Raw genomic sequence first — 20,062 nt, 5'->3', positions numbered from 1 at the left:
AAAAATGAACGTGCGGATTCCCGCGTGCCCTTCGGCTGCGCCTCACGGGCTGCCCACCGGCGGCCCCCCGATCCCCCTCGGAGGAATCAGTGAGGAACGAGCGCACCACCCCCCGCAGCGGCGTAGCGAGACGCACCCGGCTGATCGCCGTCGCGTCCGGACTGGTGGCCGTCGGCGCCATCGCCATGCCGACCGCCAACGCACAGGACCCCGCCCCCGCAAGGACGTTCAGCGCCACCCAGCTCACCGCCGTCGGCAAGGCGGTGCGCACCGCGGACGTCGCGGGCACCGCCTGGCGGATCGACAGCAAGACCCACACCCTGGTCGTCACCGCCGACCGCACGGTCTCCCAGGCCGGGATAGCCAAGATCGAGCAGGCCGCGGGCGGCAACGCCGATGCGGTCCGTATCGACCGCATCGCGGGCACCTTCCGCAAGTTCATCTCCGGCGGCGACCCCATCTACGCCCCCAGCTGGCGCTGCTCGCTGGGCTTCAACGTCCGCAGCGGCAGCACCTACTACGCCCTGACCGCCGGGCACTGCACCGACGGCAACCCGCCGTGGACCACCAGCTCCAGCGCCAGTATCGGCCCGACCGCGGGCAGCAGCTTCCCCGGCAACGACTACGGCATCATCAAGTACACCGGCTCGGTGTCCCATGAGGGCACCGTCGGCAGCCAGGACATCACCAGCGCCGCCACCCCCTCCGTCGGCCAGTCGGTCACCCGCCGGGGCTCCACCACCGGTATCCACAGCGGCAAGGTCACCGCGCTGAACGCCACCGTCAACTACGGCGGCGGTGACGTCGTCTCCGGACTCATCCAGACCACCGTCTGCGCCGAGCCAGGCGACAGCGGCGGCCCGCTCTACTCCGGGAGCACGGCGCTGGGCCTGACCTCCGGCGGCAGCGGCGACTGCACCTCCGGCGGCACCACGTTCTTCCAGCCCGTCACCGAGGCACTGAGCGCCTACGGCGTGAGCGTCTACTGACGCCGGCCGGCTGACTTCCGTACGGACGGCCCCGGTGCGCACCGAGGCCCGCACGGAGGGACGTCTGCACCGATCGCCGGGCCCGGGTCCGGCGCTACAAGGGCCCCCGTCCGCCGGCGGACGGGGGCCCGGGCGCGCCTGGCGCCGGCCTCGACCGCCTTCCCGGGCCGGGCATACCATGGAAACCAGGCGATTCGGACGCTGTACGGCACATTTCAGGGAGCCGTGATGGTCGAAGAACTGGTGACGGCCGGGGTGGCACTGGCCTCCGTGGGTGCCGTGTATCTCGTGGCGGCGGCGCGGGTGGTCAAGCAGTACGAGCGGGGTGTGGTGCTCCGGCTGGGGCGGCTGGCCTCCGAGGTGCGCGGGCCGGGATTCACCATGATCGTTCCGGGCGTCGACCGGATGCGCAAGGTCAATATGCAGATCGTCACGATGCCGGTGCCCGCCCAGGAAGGCATCACCCGGGACAATGTGACCGTCCGGGTCGACGCGGTCGTCTATTTCAAGGTCGTGGACGCCGCCGATGCGGTCATCCGGGTCGAGGACTACCGCTTCGCGGTCTCGCAGATGGCACAGACCTCACTGCGGTCGATCATCGGCAAGAGCGAGCTGGACGACCTGCTGTCGAACCGGGAGAAGCTCAACCAGGGCCTGGAGCTGATGATGGACAGCCCGGCCATCGGCTGGGGGGTGACCGTCGACCGGGTGGAGATCAAGGACGTCTCGCTGCCGGAGACGATGAAGCGGTCGATGGCCCGCCAGGCCGAGGCGACCCGGGACCGTCGCGCCCGCGTGATCAACGCCGACGCCGAGCTGCAGGCCTCGAAGAAGCTGGCCGAGGCGGCCGAGGCGATGTCCGACCAGCCCGCGGCGCTGCAACTGCGACTGCTGCAGACCGTGGTGGCGGTCGCCGCCGAGAAGAACTCCACCCTCGTCCTGCCGTTCCCCGTGGAGCTGCTGCGGTTCCTGGAGCGCTCCGGGCTGCAGGCCCAGGCGCAGACCGCGGCGGCCGAAGCGGAGCGGGGCGCCGCACAGCCGCCGGGCGGCCCGGCCGCGAAGCCCGGGCCCTCGCGCTCGCGTGCGGCCGTCGAGACCGGCGAGGGGGGCGCGCTGCCGCCGGAGCTGGAGGATCTCCCGGAGGCGGAGGAGCTGCCGTAGCGACGGTGTGTGATAAGTCCCTGATGTCCGCCTGATCGCCGTACGTGCCTGTTGATGTGGTTACTTACGGCGATCTCCGCTGTGCGGGGGCCGGTTCCGGCCGCCGATTTCCGGCCAGCTATAGTCCTCACACGTTGCCGTCCGTCGAGCGCCTCGCGCGCCTGCTGATGTCCGCACTCGAGACCGAGGTGTGCGGGCATCGGTGTGACCGTCGTGTGGTGAATCCGTGAACTCCCATATATGAGACCGGAACTCGGTCTTGTGCGCGAGTGAGGCGGATGGGAATACTCGGCTCCGCGCATTGGCATGGACGCAACTCCCCCAGTACCCGCTCGTCGGGCGAATCCGTTCCTGCCTTGATTCCTCACTCTCCGGGCCCGTGCAACTCCTCACAGTTTCCGGGCCCTTCCCCCCACGGAGGCTCCGAGTTGAAGCACCGTCGCATACCCAACCGACGCGCCGTCGTCGCAGGTGCGGGAGCCCTTGCGCTCGCCGCCACCGCCACCGTCACCCTCGCCAACGCCAATGCGTCCCAGGGTCCCGCGCCCACCCCGGCGCTCGCCAAGCTGACCTCCGCCGCGGCGTCCACCCTGGCCTCTCACCTCAAGACGGACACGGCCGGTGCGTTCTATGACGCCAAGGCCAAGAAGCTCGTGGTCAACGTCGTGAACAAGGCCGCGGCCCGCGCCGTACGGGCAAAGGGGGCGGAAGCCAGACTTGTCGCCCATACCTTCGCCCAGCTCGACTCGGCCCGGCAGACGCTGAAGTCGAAGGCGACCATCCCCGGCACGTCCTGGGGCATCGACCCGCAGAGCAACAAGGTCGTGGTGACCGCCGACCGCACGGTCAAGGGCACCAAGCTGGACCGGCTCACCAAGGTCGCCAAGAGCCTCGGCGACAAGGTCGAGGTGCGCCACAGCAAGGGTGAGTTCAAACCCTTCATCGGCGGCGGCGACGCGATCTGGGGGAGCGGCGCCCGCTGCTCGCTCGGCTTCAACGTCGTCAAGGACGGCCAGCCGTACTTCCTGACGGCCGGCCACTGCGGCAACGAGATCAAGAGCTGGTCCGACAAGCAGGGCGGCTCGGCGATCGCGACCACCGAGGACTCCAAGTTCCCGGGCGACGACTACTCCCTCGCCAAGTACACGGGCGACACCGCGCACCCGAGCGAGGTTGACCTCTACAACGGCAGCACGCAGAAGATCACCAAGGCCGCGGAGGCCACCGTCGGTGAGAAGGTGCAGCGCAGCGGCAGCACCACCCAGGTGCACGACGGCACCGTCAAGGCGCTGAACGCCAGCGTCAACTACCAGGAGGGCACGGTCGACGGTCTGATCCAGACCGATGTCTGCGCCGAGCCCGGTGACAGCGGTGGCGCGCTCTTCGACGGTGACGCCGCGATCGGCCTCACCTCCGGCGGCAGCGGTGACTGCTCCGCCGGCGGCGAAACCTTCTTCCAGCCGGTCCCGGAGGCCCTGAAGGCCTACGGCGCGGAGATCGGCTGACCCGCGGCGCACCGCACCGCCCGGCGCCCGGTGCCGGCTCCAGGACGCGCTCGACGTCCGGGGACGGCGCCGGCCCGCGGTGCCCGCCGCACGCGACGGTCCCCGGGCACCCCTCTCCGGTGCCCGGGGACCTGCAGCCGCTCCGGTCAGAATTCGAAGACCGCGTCGCTGTCGTTGTTCATCGCACAGGGGTTGGCGAAGGTGTAGGTGTACGAGACCCGCTTGCCCTGCCACACACCGTCCGCGGTGACCACGATGGGGGCCCACTCCTTGGTGCACAGGCGATCCGATGCGGTGGTGGTCACCGCGTTGAAGTCACCTGCCACCGCGCGCAGTTGGGCGCAGGCGGATTTCGGGTTCGGGTGGCTTCCAGTCGCCACCGGCATACAGCTGAGCGTCACCGCGCGCTGCACCGTGGCGGTCGCACGGCTTTCGCCCTGGCCCATCGTCAGCACCAGTTCCGTCGGGGCGTAGAGGCCACCGGTCCGCGTCGGCTGCGCCGGGGCGGCGGCCTGTGCGGTGGTGGCCAGCGTGCCCAGAACCAGCGCCGCGCCAAGCGCGACCGCCCCAGTGATGTACCGCATGACGAACACTCCCTTGCTCGAAGGTGCAGATACCGGACGGGAGTCTGGCCCAACCGCATCCCGAAAGCATCTTGAGTGAGCACAAGGCGATCGCTTTGAGTCATTAGCTGAAAGCTGAGAGTAATGGCGCGAACGGGCCGGGGGCGGTGCGGGGCGGTCGGGTGAAAAGGGGGGTGCGGCCAGCGGGGATGCTGTGCCGGTCATGCCCGCGGCAAGGGCCGCCCGGACCCGGAAGGAAGGAATCCGGCCGCCGACCGGCCGTTCGGGCGGGTTTCGATCTCCGGCGATTGGCCGAAGAGGGGGGCCGGAGGCGCCCTCCGTGCGGCCCGGCGCGCCCGCCGAGGTAAGAACCGGCCATCGGTCGCTCGCCTTACCTGCGCGGCGCCTGCCGTCTTGGCGGCGCGGGGGTGCGCTGCCTTACCGGCGTGGCGCCCGCTGCCGGCCCGCCGCCCGCTGTCTTGCCGGCCCGGCCCGGAGACGGTCGCGGGTGTCATCGCGGTGCTCGCCTCGCGGGACGGTGCGTTCATCACCGGCACGGAGATCCGGATCGACGGCGGAACGCATATGTGAGCCAGGGGCGTGGACGGATTCCCGGCCGGGATTCCCCTGCGTCTTCCCGTACGGGGCCGTAGTCCTGCCGGACGTCAGGCCTGGCGGACGTCCCGTCCGGCGGACGTCACGCCTGGCCGGTTTCGAACCGGCTCACCTTCCCGTCCTCCACCGTGAACCGCCAGCGGGTACGCATCTCGCCCCAGGTGTCGTTGCGGTAGTCCGCCACGAGGGACAGTCCCTCATGCGACTCGGACTGCACGTCCATGTGTCCTCGGGTGGTGAAGATCTCCCGCTCGCACCACTCGCGCAGATCCCGGTCGGACCCGTCGTCGGACATGGTGGCGTCCGGGGTGAGGGCGGCGAAGAACGCCTGCTCGTCATTGCTGTTGACGGCCGTGACCAGGGCCCGCACCGCGGGGTGGGACAGCCGGTTGGCGGAGATGGTCATGAGGAGGTCTCGCCCTTCTTGCGGAAGATCGAAAGTGCCAGGGTGATCAAGGTGCCGCCCACCGCCCAGGCGGACAGCACCAGGAGCGGGCCGGTGACCGCGTTGCCGCGGAAGTAGGCGAGGGAGCGCGCGGCCCAGGTGCCCGCCCCCGGAGGGAGGGCGGGACCGAGGGCACGCCAGAACGGCGGCAGCATCGGATAGGGGTAGGCGCCGCCCGCGCTCGGGTTGCCGAGGACGACGATCAGCAGGATCGCCAGGCCGATGCCGATGATGCCCAGCAGGGCCTGACAGGCCAGGGTCGTGGCACCCACCGCGAAGACGACCAGGGCGCCCAGTCCCCACAGCCCGAAGAAGGTGCCGGGCAGCGCGCCGAGGACCGGTCCGACGATGATCGCGCCGGCCAGCCCGGCGGCGATCGCGAACAGGGCGAGCGCGGCCAGCCGGATGACCGCCCGGTGCCCGTTGGAAGGACGCGCCCCGGCGCTGATCGCGAGGATCGCGGCGCACAGATAGCCGCCGACGCACCAGCCGACGACGAGGTAGAAGGACGACAGGCTGCGGCTGTCGCCCAAGGCCGCCGGGGTCACATCCACCGTGCGTACGGTGCGGTGCTCGGCCTTCTCCGCCGAGCGGACGACCAGTTCGACCGCCTGGGCGAGGGAGGCGCCACCGCCGCCGGCCACCAGCAGCCGGTCGGTGCTGCCGTGCGGGTCGACGATCAGTGCGCCGTCGATCGTCCGGTCCGCGAGCTGCCGGCGCGCGGCCTGTTCGGAGGGCAGTGCGCGCGGGTCCAGGGGAGAGCCGGGCAGCCGGTCCAGTGTGTCCACCGGTTTCCCGCCGGCCTGCGCGGGGGCGACGACGCCGAACGGGACATCGGCCGGCCGGGGGTGGTGGAAGGCGCCGGTGTACGACGTGATGAACGCGATCATCAGCCCCAGCACCCCGAGCACCAGCAGCGAGGCATGGGGTGTCACCGCGCTCTTCACCTCCCTGAGGAAGGTGGTGCGGGTGCCGTCGTCCGTCGTGGCCATGCGGTCGCTCCTCGCCACACTTCCGGCTGCCGGTCCGGTGCTTTTTGGTGCTTTTGCTCAGCTATCTTCCGGTCGGTGGTAGGGGTGTGCAGAGCGGGTGGGGCTGATCGGTGGATGTGCGAGGACGCCCCGCTCGGCACGTCTTCGTACGAATGTTCGATGAGCGGGTTATGGTGGAGAGGAGGAACGGGGGACACAGGGTCAGCCGGGGGGCGGATGAGGTACAGGAGGTGCGGATGCTTGGGTTCACGCATCTGCACACCGCTTCGGGGTTCTCCCTGCGCTATGGCGCCTCCCATCCGGAGCGGCTCGCCGAGCGCGCCGCCGAACGCGGGATGGACGCCCTCGCACTGACCGACCGGGACGGGCTCTCCGGGGCCGTACGGTTCGCCAAGGCCGCCGCCGAGGCCGGAATCCGCCCGCTGTTCGGCACCGAACTCGCCGTGGCGGAACACGCGTCGGGGCCCGCGGCCGGCACCGCCACCGCGCGGCGACGCACCCCGGTGCGCGGCGGCGCCTTCCTCGACGAGTCCGCCGCCCGCGCCGTCTTCCTGGCCCGCGACGGAGCGGCCGGCTGGGCCGCCCTGTGCCGGCTGGTCTCTGCCGCCCACGCCGGCCGGGCCGAGCAGCCCGTTCTCCCGTGGAGCTCCCTGGCATCCGCCACGGACGGGCTGACCGTGCTGCTCGGGCCGGACTCCGAGGTCGGCCGGGCGCTGGCGGCCGGCCGACCCGACCGCGCCGCCCGGCTCCTCGCTCCCTGGCGTGAGCTGTACGGCGAGGCACTGCGCCTGGAGGTCGTCGACCACGGGCGGCCCGGCAGCGGCCCCGGCTCCCCGCGGCTGGCCGCCCGCACCCTCGGCTTCGCCGTCGACCAGGGCGTCCGCGCCGTCCTGACCAACGCGGTCCGCTATGCCGACCCCGGCCAGGGGCCGGTCGCCGACGTCCTGGATTCCGCCCGTCGTCTGGTGCCGGTGGACCGGCGCCGGCCCGAGGCCTGGGACAGCGGCGAGCGCTGGCTCAAGGACGCCGCCACGATGAGCCACACCGCCGAGCGGATCGCCGAGGCGGCCGGATACCGGCGCGACCTGGCCCACCGGCTGCTCACCATGACCGAGGAGACCGCCGGCGCGTGTCTGGTCGACCCGCAGGACGACATCGGGCTCGGCCGTGTCCACTTCCCCGAACCGCGGCTGGTCGGCGCGGGCCACCGCACCGCCGCCCGGGTGCTGCGCTCGCGCTGTGCCGCCGGGATGGTGCTGCGCGGCTACGACCGCGACCGCGGGCGCTGGGCTCGGCTGCACGACGAGCTGCGCACGATCGAACGGCTCGGCTACCCCTCGTACTTCCTGACGGTCGCTCAGGTCGTGGACGACATAAGGGAGATGGGTGTCCGGGTCGCGGCCCGCGGGTCCGGCGCCGGGTCCCTGGTCAACCACCTCCTCGGCATCGCACACGCCGACCCGGTCGAGCACGGGCTGCTGATGGAGCGCTTCTTGTCCGAGCGCCGGGCGGCGCTGCCGGACATCGATATCGATGTCGAGTCCGCCCGCCGGCTGGAGGTCTACCGCGCGATCTTCGACCGCTTCGGCGCCGAGCGGGTCGCCACGGTCTCGATGCCCGAGACCTACCGCGTACGGCACGCCGTACGGGACGTGGGCGCCGCCCTGGGCATGGATCCGGCGCAGGTGGACCGGCTGGCCAAGGCCTTCCCGCACATCCGCGCCCGCGATGCGCGGGCGGCGCTGGCCGAGCTGCCGGAGCTGCGCGGGGTGCGGGAGGCCGGCGGTGAACAGCTGTGGCAGCTGGTCGAGGCGCTGGACGCGCTGCCGCGCGGGATCGCCATGCACCCGTGCGGGGTGCTGCTCTCCGATGCCACGCTGCTGGACCGTACGCCGGTCGTCCCGACCAGCGGCGAGGGCTTCGCGATGTCCCAGTTCGACAAGGAGGACGTGGAGGACCTGGGGCTGCTCAAGCTCGATGTGCTGGGCGTACGGATGCAGTCCGCGATGGCGCATGCGGTCGCCGAGATCAGCCGGGCCGGCGGGCGCCGGATCGATCTCGACGACCCCGCGCAGGTGCCGCCCGGTGACCGGGCGACCTACGACCTGATCCGCTCGACCGAGACGCTCGGCTGCTTCCAGATCGAGTCGCCGGGCCAGCGCGACCTGGTCGGCAGGCTGCAGCCCGCCACCTTCCACGACCTGGTGGTCGATATCTCGCTGTTCCGGCCGGGGCCGGTCGCCGCCGATATGGTGCGGCCCTTCATCGAGGCCCGGCACGGCCGTCAGCCGGTCCGCTATCCGCACCCGGACCTGGAGGAACCGCTGCGCGAGACCTACGGGGTGGTGGTGTTCCACGAGCAGATCATCGAGCTGCTGCGGATCATGACGGGCTGCGCACGGGACGAGGCGGACGAGAAGCGGCGTGCGCTGTCGCATCCGGAGCTGCAGGGCAGGCTCCGTGCCTGGTTCGCGCAGCGCGCCGAGGGGCGCGGTTACTCGTCCGAAGTCATCGCGCGCACCTGGGAGATCGTCGAGGCCTTCGGCTCGTACGGCTTCTGCAAGGCGCATGCGGTGGCCTTCGCGGTGCCCACCTACCAGTCCGCCTGGCTCAAGGCGCACCACCCCGCGGCCTTCTACGCCGGGCTGCTCACCCATGACCCCGGGATGTACCCGAAGCGGCTGCTGCTCGCGGATGCGCGGCGGCGCGGGGTGCCGGTGCTGCCGCTGGATGTGAACCGGTCGGCGGTCGCCCATCGGATCGAACTGGTGTCCGGTTCCGGTGCCGGCGAACCCCGTTCCGGCGCGGTCTGGGGGCTGCGGCTCGCGCTCTGCGATGTGCACGGCATGAGCGAGGCCGAGGCGCGGCGGATCGCGGCCGGGCAGCCCTACCACTCCCTTCAGGACCTGTGGCAGCGGGCCAGGCCGAGCCGCCCGGTGGCCGAACGCCTCGCCCGGGTGGGCGCGTTGGACGCCTTCGGCGCGAACCGGCGGGACCTGCTGCTGTACCTCGCCGAGCTGCACCACCAGGGGCGGCAGGCGTCCGGTGGTCAGCTGACGCTGCCGTCCGGGGCCCTCGACGCCGCGGGCACGGAGCGGGCGGCGCCGGCCGATCCGGTCGAGCCCGCGGGGCTGCCCGACCTCAGCGATGTCGAACGGCTCAGCGCCGAGCTGGGCGTCCTCGGCATGGACACCTCCCGCCATCTGATGGCCGACCACCGGGAGTTCCTCGCCGAGCTGGGCGCGCTGCCGGCCCGGCTGCTGCGAAGCGCCCGGCACGGCGAGACGGTGCTGGTCGCCGGCGCCAAGGCGGCCACCCAGACACCGCCGGTCCGCTCCGGCCGCCGGGTCATCTTCACCACCCTCGACGACAGCACGGGACTGGTCGACTGCGCCTTCTTCGACGACAGCCACGAGGCGTGCGCACACACGATTTTCCACTCCTGGCTGCTGCTGGTGCGCGGTACGGTCCAGCGGCGCGGTCCGCGCAGCCTCAGTGTGGTCGGCGCCGCCGCCTGGAACCTCGCCGAGCTGGCCGAACTCCGCCGTGAGGGCGGGCTGGAGGCGGTCGCCGCCCGGCTCGCGACGGGACCGGAGAAGCCGGACGAGGCGGCGGCCGGGACGGACGACGGGCCGGCCGGGCCGGGCAAGGGGCCGGGGGAGGGACCCGCGACGGACCGGGAGCCCGCGCCGGCCGCCGCCCCGGGCCGCACCATCCGGCTGGAGACCGGCTATGAGCTGCACCCGTGGGCCGACCTCCAGCCCCCGGGCGAACGCGCCGCCACCGGCCGTAAGTTGTGGCACTCCAGCCCGGGGAGCGCGGGATGACCGCCGCGCCGAGGCCGCCCGCCGCACCGCCGGAGCCCCCCGGCGCCCCGCGGCGGCCGAGCCTGCTCCACGTACGGTTCCGGACCGCCGACGACACCCCCGTGAGCGCCGAACGGTTCGAGCAACTGCTGCGGCTCCTGGCGCAGTTCACCCCGGTGATCGAGGCGCTGCCGCCGGACGCCGCGCTGGCGGATGTGCGCGGTGCGCTGCGCTACTTCGACCGGGACGCGGCGGGCATCGCCGAGCTGGTGCGGGTGCGCGCGCTGGCCTGGCACGGCGTACGGTGCACGATCGGAATCGGCGCCAACCCGCTGCTCGCCCGGATGGCGGCCCAGGGGGCGGCGCCCGGGGAGATCCGGGCCGTCCCCGATGACACCGAAGCCGTCGCCGCGTTCCTCGGCCGCCGGCCGGCCTCGGCGCTGCACGGTGTCGGCCCGGCGACCGCGCGCGCCCTGTGTGCGTACGGGCTCGACAGCGTCGGCCGGATCGCCGCCGCACCGCCCGCGACCCTGCAGCGGATCCTCGGCGCGAAGACCGGCCGCGTCGTGTACGAGCGGGCCCGCGGTATCGACCCGACGCCGGTGACGCCCAACGCCGCGGCCCGCTCGATGGGCGCGGAACACCGCTTCGTCCACGATGAGCTGGACCCGGCCAGGCGCCGCCGGGCGCTGCTCTCACTCGCCGACGAGCTCGGTGCCCGGATGCGCGCGAGCGGGCAGGTGGCCCGTGCGCTCACCCTCACCGTCCGCTACGCCGACCGCTCCACCACCACCCGCACCCGGCGGCTGGACGGGCCGACCGCGCACGGGCCCGCGCTGACCGGGGCGGCCTACGCGCTGCATGCCGCGCTCGGACTGCAGCGCGCGCGGGTACGGTCCGTGGCGCTGCGCGCGGAGGACCTGTGCCGTGCCGAACTCGCCGCGCGGCAGCTGACCTTCGACCCGTCCGACGACAAGGCGCACCGCATCGAGGCGGCCGTCGACCGGGCCAGGGCGCGCTTCGGTGCCGGGAGCGTACGGCCCGCGGCGACCCTCGGCCGTACACTCCCGCCCCCGGGCGCCAAGCCGCTCGGCCCCGGGGCCGCCCGGCCGTAACACCCAGGACCCGCGCCGCGGCCTCAGCCGTAGAGCTTCTCCGCATATCCCGGGCCGTAGTGCTGCTCCAGCTCCTCCAGCGGCTCGTCCTGCGCCTCGACACCCTTGACGATCCGGGCCCGCGAGGGCAGTGCGTCCGGCTGCCAGGTCTCCGGATTCCACAGCTCCGAGCGCAGGAACGCCTTGGAGCAGTGGTAGAAGACCTCCTCGACCGCCACCAGCAGCGCCAGCCGCGGGCGGTTGCCCTTGACGGTCAGCTCGTCGAAGAACGGGGCATCGCGCAGCAGCCGGGCGCGGCCGTTGATCCGCAGGGTGTCACCGCGCCCCGGGAGGAAGTAGTTCAGCCCGACCTGCGGATTGCCGAGGATGTTCACCATGCCGTCCAGGCGCTTGTTGCCGGGGCGGTCCGGGATCACGAGGGTGGTGTCGTCCAGGACATGGGTGAAGCCCGCGGGGTCGCCCTTGGGCGAGACATCGCACCGGCCCTGCGCATCCGCGGTGGCCATCACACAGAACGGTGAGTGGGCCAGCCACTGACGGTCGAGGTCGTGCAGCCGGTGCCGGGTCTTGTTCGCCGCATGGGAGCTGGGCTCCCCGATCAGCTCGCGCAGCTCCGCCTCCGAAGCGACCTCCACGACGCCGGTCACCTCCGTCGTATCTGCCGTCCCCATCGCTGTCCCCCTCATGTCACATCGCTGGTCAGGGCGTTGTCGACTGTACGGGACGGCTCCGGAGTCCGAGCCGGCCGCGACGTACACCACCGGGCGCAGGCACACAACCGGCGCTGCGCACCCCGGACGTCCGGTGAGGGTCATGTGTGGCTTCCTTCACCGTCACACCGCTGGTACACCGTGCTTACCCGGCCGTAACTTACTTGCCAGTCAACTGCATTGGCCCTTGCGATCCGGATCGCAGGTGAACGGCTCACCGAGCACTTCGGAGTCCCCTCACCCCGCAAGGAGCATCGTATGAAGCTGCGCTGGTCAAGAACGCTCACCCTCCTCCCCGCCCTCGCCCTGGCCCTCGGTGTCACCACCACCGCGCCCGCCGCCGCCGACGCCCCCACCGTCCGCAGCGGCTGGAACAACTACTCCTGCAAGCCCTCCGCCGACCACCCGCGGCCGGTGGTCCTGGTACACGGCACCCTGGGCAACGCCATCGACAACTGGCTCGGCCTCGCGCCCTACTTGGTGGCCCGCGGCTACTGCGTCTTCTCCCTGGACTACGGGCAGCTGCCCGGCGTCCCGTTCTTCCACGGGCTGGGGCCGGTCGACGCCTCCGCCCAGCAGCTCGCCGACTACGTCGACCGGGTGCTGGCCGCCACCGGCACCTCCAAGGTCGATCTCGTCGGCCACTCGCAGGGCGGCATGATGCCGCGGGTGTACATGAAGTTCCACGGCGGTGCGGGCAAGGTGAACGCGCTGGTCGGGCTGGCTCCCGACAACCACGGCACCGACCTGGACGGCCTGACCCGTCTGCTGCCCTACTTCCCCGGCGCCCAGCAGTACCTCGAAAAGCTGACCCCGGGACTGTCCGACCAGATGGTCGGGTCGGACATCCTCAACCGCCTCAACGACGGCGGCGACACCGTCCCCGGGGTGCACTACACCGTGATCTCGACCAAGTACGACGAGGTCGTCACCCCCTACCGGACCCAGTTCCTCAACGGCCCCGATGTGCGCAACGTCGTGCTCCAGGACCTGTGCGCCGCCGACATCTCCGAGCACGTGGCCATCGGCCTCGTCGACCGCGTCGCCTTCCACGAGACGGCCAACGCGCTCGACCCGGCGCACGCCACCCCGACCACCTGCGCGTCGGGCTGACCGGGAGCCGGTCCGGCCCGCCGCCCGCGCGGGGGCCGGACCGCGCTCCGTACGGGGCGGACGGCTTCCGTCAGCCGACGGCCAGCAGGGCGTCGGTGCACTGCTCCGCCAGATCCTCGGCGTGCGGGGGCAGCGGCGATCCGCCGCGCAGATGGCGGCGTACCAGCGACAGCGGGAGATCGATGACGGCGAGCGTCACCCGGTCCAGGCCCGGTCTGCCGTGCAGCCCCAGCGCCCCCGCGAGCGCCGCCACGGCCGCCCGTACCCGCATGTTCCCCTCCTCCGCGCGGAGCAGATGCTCGTCGGACCAGCCGTCCCGCCCGAAGTCATGGGCCCCGTACAGAAGCAGCGAGGCCTCCGCCGGGTGGGTGCGGCTCCACGCCACGATGTGCCGGGCGGCCGCCCGGCCCCCGGTGCGCGGGTCGTCCGACGATTCAAGGGCCTCGAAGTAGCCCTCCTGGAAGTCCTCGACGGTACGCAGCCACACCTCGGCGAGCAGTGCCGAGCGGCCGGCGAAGCGGTGGTAGAGCGAGCCGCTGGGTGCGCCGACGGCCGCCGCGACCGCGGACATGGTGACGCCCGAGGGACCCGACTCGGCTGCCAGCCGTACGGCGGCGTCGAGGAGCTGCGGCGTATCGAAGCGGGGTGGCCTGGCCATGTTCTAGAGGGTACTCTCCACTATATTGGAGATGTTCCTCTAGAACGAGGTGCTGACCAGGTACGGGAGGGGGCGCGATGGGCGTCTACAACGTGCACGAGAGGGTGCTGCCGGTGCCCCGGGCCGAGGCCGGGCTGCTGATCGACGGCCTGTCCGGCGACGCCGACCGGCTCTGGCCGCGCCGCGACTGGCCCCCGATGCTCTTCGACGGCCCGCTGGCGCCGGGCGCGGCCGGCGGCCACGGCCCGGTCCGCTACACCGTGGCGGCCCATGTCCCGGGCCAGTGGGTGCGCTTCACCTTCAGCGCACCGCGCGGCTTCCACGGCTTCCACGAATTCACCGTCCACCCGCTCGGCCCGGACCGCACCCTGCTGCGCCACACCCTCGCCATGCACGCCCGCGGCCCGGCCAGGCTCAGCTGGCCGCTGGCCTTCCGGCAGCTCCACGACGCGGCCCTGGAGGACAGCCTGGACCGCGCCGAACGCGCCTGCACGGGCACCGTCGCCCGGCCCGCCCGCTGGAGCCGCTACGTCCGGCTGCTGCGGCGGCTGACCGGCTGACCCGGTCTCGGCGGATCACCCGGCGTGGCGTCGGAAAGCAGCGCGCCGGGCCCGCGGGGTTCGGGGCGAAAGGCCGGCCCGGCGGCAGCGCACCGGCGCACACGCCGCACCACAGGGGAGTGCGGCGCGGGCAGCGGCAGCGGTGCGGCGGTCGGGCCGAAGCGGGGCGCTGCCGGACGGCCGGCGGCGCCCCGCGCGCCGGCCCTCGTCGGGAGCCGCTGCCGCCGAACGGCTCACAACAGGGCGACGCCGCCCCCGAGGCGAAGGAGGGGCGGCGTCGCTTACCGGAGGGCCGGGGCGGCGGAATCAGCCGCGGTGGCGGGCGGCCCTGCGGCGGGTGGTGGTGAACAGCACCCCGGCGCCCATGGCCAGGACGGCGGCGCCGCCGATGGCCATCGGGGCGGTGGAGCCGTCACCACCGGTCTCGGCCAGCTGCTGCCCGCCGACCGGCTTGCCGGCACCCTTGGGCTGCGCGGCGTTGCCGTCGCTCTTCGAACTGCCGCCCGGCGCAGGGGCATCGGCGCCCGCCGGCGCCACCGCATCGGTGTGGGTGCCCGCCGCGCTCCCCTTGTGGCCGTGCCGGCTCATGTCCATCGACGACTTGTCGGCGCCCGCCGCGAGCTGGGTGGTGGTCGGCGCCGAGGCGCTGGGCGCGGGCTTCGCCGCGGAACCCCCGCTGTCCTTCCCGAAGACGACGTCCGAGCAGGTGTAGAACGCCTCCGGGCTGTCCGACCGCTGCCAGATGCTGTAGATCAGATGGCGCCCGGACCGCGCGGGCACCTTGCCGTCGAAGACGTACTCCCCGTTGGTCAGCTTCGGGTCGGTGACCTTGGCGAACGGCTTCGACTCCAGGTCGGACCACTTCAACGGCTTGGCCGGGTCATAGCTGCTCTTGGTGAGGTACAGCTCGAAGGAACCCCGGTGGGGCGCGGTGGCCTTGTAGTGGAAGGTGTGGCCGCCCGCCTTCATCGCGGACGAGGGCCAGTCGGTGCGGGGCAGGTCCAGGCCCTTGTACTCGGGGCTGTTGGCGCTGCACAGCTTGCCGTCCGGGATGCGGGTCTTGGACCGGCCGCCCGCATTGCCGTCCCGTACGCCGTTCCAGTCGTAGAGCGCCTGGGCGCCGCCGGCCTGCACGGCCGCCTTGCACGCCGCGGACTTCGGGTTCTCCGGCCCCTCCGCGAAGCAGGCCGAGACCCGGCTGACGGGGTCCGTCATCGAACCGTGCGCGGCGGCCGGGCTCGCGGTGAGCACGGTGAGCACGAGCGGGCCGATACCGGCCAGCGCGATCCCGGTGGCCTTACGGCGAGCGGTCATCGTGGGGGTCTCCTTCATTCGTTGCGTCGAGCGGGGGCGCGAGGCAGCACAGTGGTGGGGGGTCGGGACACGGGCCACGGCGCCGTCCCCCGGTGAGCGGCGCCGACGGCCCGCAGCGCCGCCTTACGAGAAGCACGCTAGCCCCGCTGAACAGCGGATTTGCCCCTCGTGGACCGTTCCTGAGGATCTTTATGGCGGAGTTAAGGAGCGGCTAAGCGGGGCCACAGACAGGCGGGCAGGAAACGGGCATCAGGGGCTGGGAACGCTCCGTGAGTTGCTCGTGAGCGTCTGTGTGCGGTGCGTGCGTGCGGGTGCGTGCGCCTCGTGTGGCCCCCGGGTGGTGCCGCTCGACAGCACCAGCTGACCCTCGGCTGCCGCGTCCGGTTCTCGCGATGTGGGCAATATGTCCCTTGCGGTGGATTTTGCGGCTGGCCTCCGCGGCCGGGATGGAGCTGGGTACGTGACGAGTGCGGAGTCGGCCCGTGGAGGCGAGACTGCGCTGCCTCCTGAGACCGGGCAGCGGTCCTGGGCGCCTCTGGTGGCGGTGTGCGCCGGGTACTTCATCGTGATCCTGGATGTGACGATCATCAACGTCGCGGTGCCGGTGATCGGCCGGGAGCTGTCGGCGTCGCTCACCGGCATCCAATGGATCACCAACGGGTACACCATGATCCTCGCCGGACTCCTGCTGACCGGCGGCGCGCTGGGCGACCGGCTGGGCAACCGACGTGTCTTCTGCTCGGGCGTGGCGGTGTTCACGGTGGCCTCGGTCGCGTGCGCGATCGCGCCGGGTACCCCGTACCTGGTGGCCGCCCGGCTGGTGGAGGGGCTCGGCGCGGCATTGATCGTGCCCGGTTCACTGGCCCTGCTCCAGCAGGCGTACCCGGCACCGGCCGCACGCTCGCGGGCCTTCGGGCTGTGGGGTTCGATGGCGGGCGTCGCCGCCTCCGCCGGGCCGCTGCTGGGCGGACTGCTCGTCACCACGGTGGGCTGGCGGTGGGTGTTCCTCATCAATGTGCCCGTCGGCATCGCGTGCGTGACGCTGACGCTGCGGCATGTGACGCGATCGCCCAGGCGCACCGACCGGCCCCTGGACTGGCCGGCGCAGTGCGCGATCGTGGTGGCGGTCGTGCTGCTGACCGCCGCGCTCAACGAGGCCGGTCGGCGCGGCTGGACCGATCCTGCCGTCCTTGCCGCGGCGGGCCTGGCCGTGCTGGCCGCCGTTCTGTTCGCGGTGCGCGAGCGGCTGGCCCGGGCCCCCGCTCTTCCGCCGAGCCTGCTGCGCTCCCGGGCGATGAGCGGCGGAGCCCTCATCGGCGCGCTCTTCAACTTCGGCTTCTACGGCATGGTGTTCACCGCCAGCCTGTCCTTTCAGCGTCAGCGCGGCCTCAGCGCCCTGAGCACCGGGGCAGCGCTGTTCCCGGCGGTCGCGATGACCATGTTCGCCTCCGTCCTGTCCGGGCGACTGGCCCGCAGGACCGGCCATCGCCCGCTGGTGGTCTCCGGCATGCTCCTGGCAGCCCTGGGGCTGGCCGGATGGGCCGCGGGGCCCGACTCCCCCTACCCGCTGCTCGTGGCTCCGATGATGGCTGCGGGCTTCGGCACCTCCTTCGCCCTCACGGGCGCCACCGCCACCGTGATGGGCGCCGCCCCCGCCGGCTACTCGGGCACCGCCTCCGCGCTGTTCAACACCACCCGTCAGGTCGGCAGCGCCACCGGCGTGGCCCTGGGCGGCACCCTGCTGGCCACGGCGACGGACTTCAGCGCGGGGCTGAGAACCAGCATGGCCATCGGCGCGTGCGCGTACCTGACCGCGGCCGTCCTGGCGTGGCTGTGTGTGCCCGCGAAATCCGAGGGAGCGTGAGTCACGGTCGATCCGGGAGCCGTCGCGGCGGCCCCAACTCCCGGGCCCACCCCGGTGCGTGCGCTCAGCGGCCCTCGGCGCCGCTGAAGTCGGCCGGGTCGTCGAGGCCTTCGAGGAGCGCGTCCAGGTCGTTCGGCGGCCCGGCCCCGGGGGCGGTGCCGAGCGGCAGTTCGGCCCAGATGATCTTTCCTTGGGCGGTGTAGCGGGTGCCCCACCGCTGGGCGTAGCGGGCGATGAGGAACAGTCCGCGGCCCCCCTCGTCGGTGGTCCGCGCATGGCGGAGATGCGGCGAGGTGCTGCTGGCGTCCGAGACCTCGCAGATCAGCTCCCGCGCCCGGATCATCCGCAGGCCGATCGGTCCGGAGGCGTGCTGGAGGGCATTGGTGACCAGCTCACTGACGATCAGCTCGGTGGAGAAGCCGAGCTCCTCCAGACCCCACTCCCGCAGCCGGCCGGCCGCGGTCCTGCGGGCCTCGCCGACCGCGGACGGATCGGCGGGAATCTCCCACGTGGCCAGCTGTGTCCGGGGCAGTGCCCGGGTACGTGCCAGCAGCAGCGCCACATCGTCGACCGGCCGCCCGTCCGGCAGACCGCCGATCACCGTCTCGCAGATCTCCTCCAGCGGAGCCTGCGGATCGGCCAGCGCATGACGCAGCCTGGTGATCCCCTCGTCGAGATCGAGGGCCTTCCCCAGCAGCAGTCCGTTGGTGTACAGGGCCAGCAGACTCCCTTCCGGCAACGGCAGTTCGACGGATTCGAAGGGCATACCGCCCAGCCCCAGCGGCGGGCCGGTCGGCAGTTCCAGAAGCCGGCCGGTCCCCTCGGGACCGACGAGCAGCGGCGCGGGGTGACCGGCGCGGGCCAGGGTGCAGGAGCAGCTGACGGGGTCGTAGACCGCGTACAGGCAGGTGGCTCCGATGACCCCGTCGTCGGCGTTCGCGTCGTGGGCGACCCGGTTGAGCATGTCGTCCAGATGCGCCAGCACCTCTTCCGGAGACAGGTCCAGGTCCGCCAGCGCCTGCACCGCGGCGCGCAGCCGCCCCATCGTGGCCGCGGCATGCACCCCGTGACCGACCACATCACCGACCACCAGCGCGACCCGGGCCCCGGACAGCGGGATCACATCGAACCAGTCGCCGCCGACCCCGCTGAGCGAATCGGCCGGCAGATAACGGCAGGCGGCCTCCACCGCGCACTGCTCGGGCAGATCGCGTGGCAGCAGGCTGTGCTGGAGGGCGAGCGCGGTGGTGTGCTCACGGGTGTACTGGCGGGCGTTGTCGATGGATATCGCGGCGCGGGCGACGAATTCCTCGGCGAGCACCAGGTCGTCGGGCTGGAACGGTCCGGTGGGCTGCCAGCGGGCGAAGGCGGCCGCTCCCAGGAAGACGCCCCGCGCCCGGAGCGGCACCACCATCAGCGAGTGGAAGCCCAGATCCCGCAGATGCGCGGCCCGGACCGGGTCCTCGGCCGCCCAGCCGTCGTCGGCGAGATCCAGCGTCTGGAGCAGGGTGGAGTCGCCCTCGGTGAGGCTCAGGACGACGGGCGCCGACGGGGGATAGGCGGCCGGCTCCCCGACGGCGACCACCGCCTCGGGGCAGCCCTCGCGGACGGACTGCGCTCCCGCCCGGCGCATGGTGAGCAGATCCGCCACATCGAGCGGACCGGGCGCCGCCTCCTCCCCGGGGAGCAGCGCGTCGAGCAGATCGACGGTGACGAAGTCGGCAAGGTCCGGCACCGCCGCGTCGGCGAGTTCCTGGGCGGTCCGCCAGACGTCCAGCGAGCTGCCGATGCGTTCACCGGCCTTGTTGAGCAGCGTCATCCGCTGTCGGGCCCGATAACTTTCCGTGACATCGAGAACCATGTAGCAGACGCCGAGCACCTGACCGGCCTCGTCCTCCAGACGGAAGAACGACGTGGAGTAGGCGCGCTCCCGCTGCGGATCGGACTGCGGGCGTCCCAGGTATTCGTAGCCGACCGAGGGGATGCCGGTACGCAGCACCCGGCGTATCTCCGCCTCGATGGATTCCACGGCCAGGCCCGGCTGTACGTCCCCCAGGCGCTTCCCGAGGCGCTCCTCGCGGCTGGTGCCGCCCATCTGCTCCAGGGCGTCGTTCAGCCAGACGAACTGCAGATCGGCGTTCACCATGGCCACACCGATAGGCGACATGCCGAGAATGCCCTCCAGGAACGACCGGCTCGCCCCTGACCAGGGCGTCCGTGCCATCTCAGCGGCAAGGACGAGACGCGAGAAGTCCTTTTGGCCACCCATGATCGGCAGGACGCGGAACTCCAGGTCGAGCCGGTGCCCGTCCTTGTGACGCACGGCCTCCAGCCCGCTCCAGCCGTCCGCCGACGCCAGCCGGGCATCCCACCTGTCGTCCCGCTCCGAGCCGGCGCCCACACCGGCGAAGAGTTCCGCCAGGGGCTTGCCGACGGCCTCGGACACCGCATAGCCGAGAAGCCGCTCGGCGCCTTCGGTCCAGCTCTGCGCCACCCCTGCGCGATCGGCCATCACCACGGCCGTCCGTGTGAGGTCGAAGACCCCGTCTCCGGAGAGACGGCTGCTCTGGGAGGCACTCATCCGACCGGTCCAATGCCGGTCCCACCATGCGGCAGACGCTCATTCCAGGGCGGCGCCGTCGCATCCGACCG

At 72.4% G+C, this 20,062-nt stretch carries 15 protein-coding genes and 1 pseudogene; 9 read left to right on the top strand and 7 right to left on the bottom strand.

The genetic code is table 11. From position 1 onward, the window contains the following. Window positions 1–89 precede the first annotated feature (89 nt). From ACWGI6_RS20415 to ACWGI6_RS20405, 3 genes are all read left to right on the top strand, one after another. Window positions 90–989 (top strand): S1 family peptidase, encoded by a 900-nt coding sequence (locus tag ACWGI6_RS20415; protein ID WP_453268819.1) that lies wholly within the window; start codon window positions 90–92, stop codon window positions 987–989. Window positions 990–1,217: 228 nt separating this feature from the next. Then, window positions 1,218–2,150 carry a slipin family protein gene (locus ACWGI6_RS20410; RefSeq protein ID WP_453268818.1) on the top strand — a complete coding sequence of 311 codons (933 nt, stop codon included), beginning with the start codon at window positions 1,218–1,220 and terminating at the stop codon, window positions 2,148–2,150. A gap of 428 nt (window positions 2,151–2,578) precedes the next feature. Further along, the gene (locus ACWGI6_RS20405; RefSeq protein WP_453268817.1) at window positions 2,579–3,655 is read left to right on the top strand and encodes a S1 family peptidase; all 1,077 of its coding nucleotides are present in this window, start codon (window positions 2,579–2,581) and stop codon (window positions 3,653–3,655) included. A gap of 146 nt (window positions 3,656–3,801) precedes the next feature. Here the strand turns inward: ACWGI6_RS20405 and ACWGI6_RS20400 are convergent, their stop codons facing one another. Further along, window positions 3,802–4,239 (bottom strand): subtilase-type protease inhibitor, encoded by a 438-nt coding sequence (locus ACWGI6_RS20400; protein ID WP_393907031.1) that lies wholly within the window; start codon window positions 4,237–4,239, stop codon window positions 3,802–3,804. 468 nt (window positions 4,240–4,707) lie between these two features. On the opposite strand from ACWGI6_RS20400, the pseudogene ACWGI6_RS20395 reads away from it, so the two are divergent. Next, a pseudogene (locus tag ACWGI6_RS20395) lies at window positions 4,708–4,809 on the top strand (short-chain dehydrogenase); the annotation flags it as partial. A 106-nt stretch (window positions 4,810–4,915) separates the two neighbouring features. Here ACWGI6_RS20395 and ACWGI6_RS20390 read toward each other — a convergent pair. Both ACWGI6_RS20390 and ACWGI6_RS20385 read right to left on the bottom strand, forming a co-directional pair. Continuing rightward, window positions 4,916–5,239: a nuclear transport factor 2 family protein gene (locus ACWGI6_RS20390; RefSeq protein WP_453268816.1), complete on the bottom strand. Its 324-nt coding sequence runs from the start codon at window positions 5,237–5,239 to the stop codon at window positions 4,916–4,918. Then, window positions 5,236–6,270, bottom strand: a complete 1,035-nt coding sequence (locus ACWGI6_RS20385) for a DUF3533 domain-containing protein (protein WP_453268815.1) — start codon at window positions 6,268–6,270, stop codon at window positions 5,236–5,238. The genes ACWGI6_RS20390 and ACWGI6_RS20385 overlap by 4 nt, the downstream gene beginning before the upstream one ends. Window positions 6,271–6,506: 236 nt before the next feature. Between ACWGI6_RS20385 and ACWGI6_RS20380 the strand changes: the two genes are divergently transcribed. Next, entirely contained in the window at window positions 6,507–10,097 is a 3,591-nt protein-coding gene (locus tag ACWGI6_RS20380; protein ID WP_453268814.1) for a DNA polymerase III subunit alpha, read from the top strand. Continuing rightward, window positions 10,094–11,191, top strand: a complete 1,098-nt coding sequence (locus tag ACWGI6_RS20375; protein ID WP_453268813.1) for a DNA polymerase Y family protein — start codon at window positions 10,094–10,096, stop codon at window positions 11,189–11,191. Before ACWGI6_RS20380 ends, ACWGI6_RS20375 begins: the two co-directional genes overlap by 4 nt. Window positions 11,192–11,214: 23 nt before the next feature. Here ACWGI6_RS20375 and ACWGI6_RS20370 read toward each other — a convergent pair whose 3' ends face one another. Beyond that, on the bottom strand, window positions 11,215–11,862 hold the full coding sequence (locus ACWGI6_RS20370) for a pyridoxamine 5'-phosphate oxidase family protein (protein WP_453268812.1): 648 nt from the start codon (window positions 11,860–11,862) through the stop codon (window positions 11,215–11,217). Window positions 11,863–12,159: 297 nt separating this feature from the next. Here ACWGI6_RS20370 and ACWGI6_RS20365 point away from each other — a divergent pair, with 297 nt between their 5' ends. Further along, a complete protein-coding gene (locus ACWGI6_RS20365; protein ID WP_453268811.1) occupies window positions 12,160–13,014 on the top strand; it encodes an esterase/lipase family protein in 855 nt (284 codons plus the stop codon). A 70-nt stretch (window positions 13,015–13,084) separates the two neighbouring features. Here ACWGI6_RS20365 and ACWGI6_RS20360 read toward each other — a convergent pair whose 3' ends face one another. Continuing rightward, window positions 13,085–13,672, bottom strand: coding sequence for a TetR/AcrR family transcriptional regulator (locus tag ACWGI6_RS20360; protein WP_453268810.1), 588 nt, complete (start codon window positions 13,670–13,672; stop codon window positions 13,085–13,087). A 77-nt stretch (window positions 13,673–13,749) separates the two neighbouring features. Between ACWGI6_RS20360 and ACWGI6_RS20355 the strand changes: the two genes are divergently transcribed. Then, window positions 13,750–14,232: an SRPBCC family protein gene (locus tag ACWGI6_RS20355; RefSeq protein ID WP_393907022.1), complete on the top strand. Its 483-nt coding sequence runs from the start codon at window positions 13,750–13,752 to the stop codon at window positions 14,230–14,232. Between the two features lie 306 nt (window positions 14,233–14,538). Here the strand turns inward: ACWGI6_RS20355 and ACWGI6_RS20350 are convergent, their stop codons facing one another. Continuing rightward, window positions 14,539–15,546 carry a lytic polysaccharide monooxygenase gene (locus ACWGI6_RS20350; protein ID WP_453268809.1) on the bottom strand — a complete coding sequence of 336 codons (1,008 nt, stop codon included), beginning with the start codon at window positions 15,544–15,546 and terminating at the stop codon, window positions 14,539–14,541. 460 nt (window positions 15,547–16,006) lie between these two features. Here ACWGI6_RS20350 and ACWGI6_RS20345 point away from each other — a divergent pair, with 460 nt between their 5' ends. Next, complete coding sequence (locus ACWGI6_RS20345; RefSeq protein WP_453268808.1) at window positions 16,007–17,410, top strand: MFS transporter; 1,404 nt, start codon at window positions 16,007–16,009, stop codon at window positions 17,408–17,410. Window positions 17,411–17,474: 64 nt separating this feature from the next. On the opposite strand, the gene ACWGI6_RS20340 is transcribed toward ACWGI6_RS20345, so the two are convergent. Next, window positions 17,475–19,991 (bottom strand): SpoIIE family protein phosphatase, encoded by a 2,517-nt coding sequence (locus ACWGI6_RS20340; RefSeq protein ID WP_453268807.1) that lies wholly within the window; start codon window positions 19,989–19,991, stop codon window positions 17,475–17,477. Between the last annotated feature and the right edge of the window lie 71 nt (window positions 19,992–20,062).

The sequence above is a fragment of the Streptomyces sp. NPDC054786 genome (genome assembly GCF_053611685.1).
This window is presented reverse-complemented; position numbering and strand designations above follow the sequence as displayed.

Excerpts from the sequence above, each read along its gene's own strand:
- ACWGI6_RS20400 (WP_393907031.1), bottom strand. The coding sequence starts at position 4,239 with ATGCGGTACATCACTGGGGCGGTCGCGCTTGGCGCGGCGCTGGTTCTG.
- ACWGI6_RS20375 (WP_453268813.1), top strand. The coding sequence starts at position 10,094 with ATGACCGCCGCGCCGAGGCCGCCCGCCGCACCGCCGGAGCCCCCCGGC.
- ACWGI6_RS20355 (WP_393907022.1), top strand. The coding sequence starts at position 13,750 with ATGGGCGTCTACAACGTGCACGAGAGGGTGCTGCCGGTGCCCCGGGCC.
- ACWGI6_RS20365 (WP_453268811.1), top strand. The coding sequence starts at position 12,160 with ATGAAGCTGCGCTGGTCAAGAACGCTCACCCTCCTCCCCGCCCTCGCC.
- ACWGI6_RS20385 (WP_453268815.1), bottom strand. The coding sequence starts at position 6,270 with ATGGCCACGACGGACGACGGCACCCGCACCACCTTCCTCAGGGAGGTG.
- ACWGI6_RS20350 (WP_453268809.1), bottom strand. The coding sequence starts at position 15,546 with ATGACCGCTCGCCGTAAGGCCACCGGGATCGCGCTGGCCGGTATCGGC.
- ACWGI6_RS20370 (WP_453268812.1), bottom strand. The coding sequence starts at position 11,862 with ATGGGGACGGCAGATACGACGGAGGTGACCGGCGTCGTGGAGGTCGCT.
- ACWGI6_RS20380 (WP_453268814.1), top strand. The coding sequence starts at position 6,507 with ATGCTTGGGTTCACGCATCTGCACACCGCTTCGGGGTTCTCCCTGCGC.
- ACWGI6_RS20410 (WP_453268818.1), top strand. The coding sequence starts at position 1,218 with ATGGTCGAAGAACTGGTGACGGCCGGGGTGGCACTGGCCTCCGTGGGT.
- ACWGI6_RS20340 (WP_453268807.1), bottom strand. The coding sequence starts at position 19,991 with ATGAGTGCCTCCCAGAGCAGCCGTCTCTCCGGAGACGGGGTCTTCGAC.
- ACWGI6_RS20360 (WP_453268810.1), bottom strand. The coding sequence starts at position 13,672 with ATGGCCAGGCCACCCCGCTTCGATACGCCGCAGCTCCTCGACGCCGCC.
- ACWGI6_RS20390 (WP_453268816.1), bottom strand. The coding sequence starts at position 5,239 with ATGACCATCTCCGCCAACCGGCTGTCCCACCCCGCGGTGCGGGCCCTG.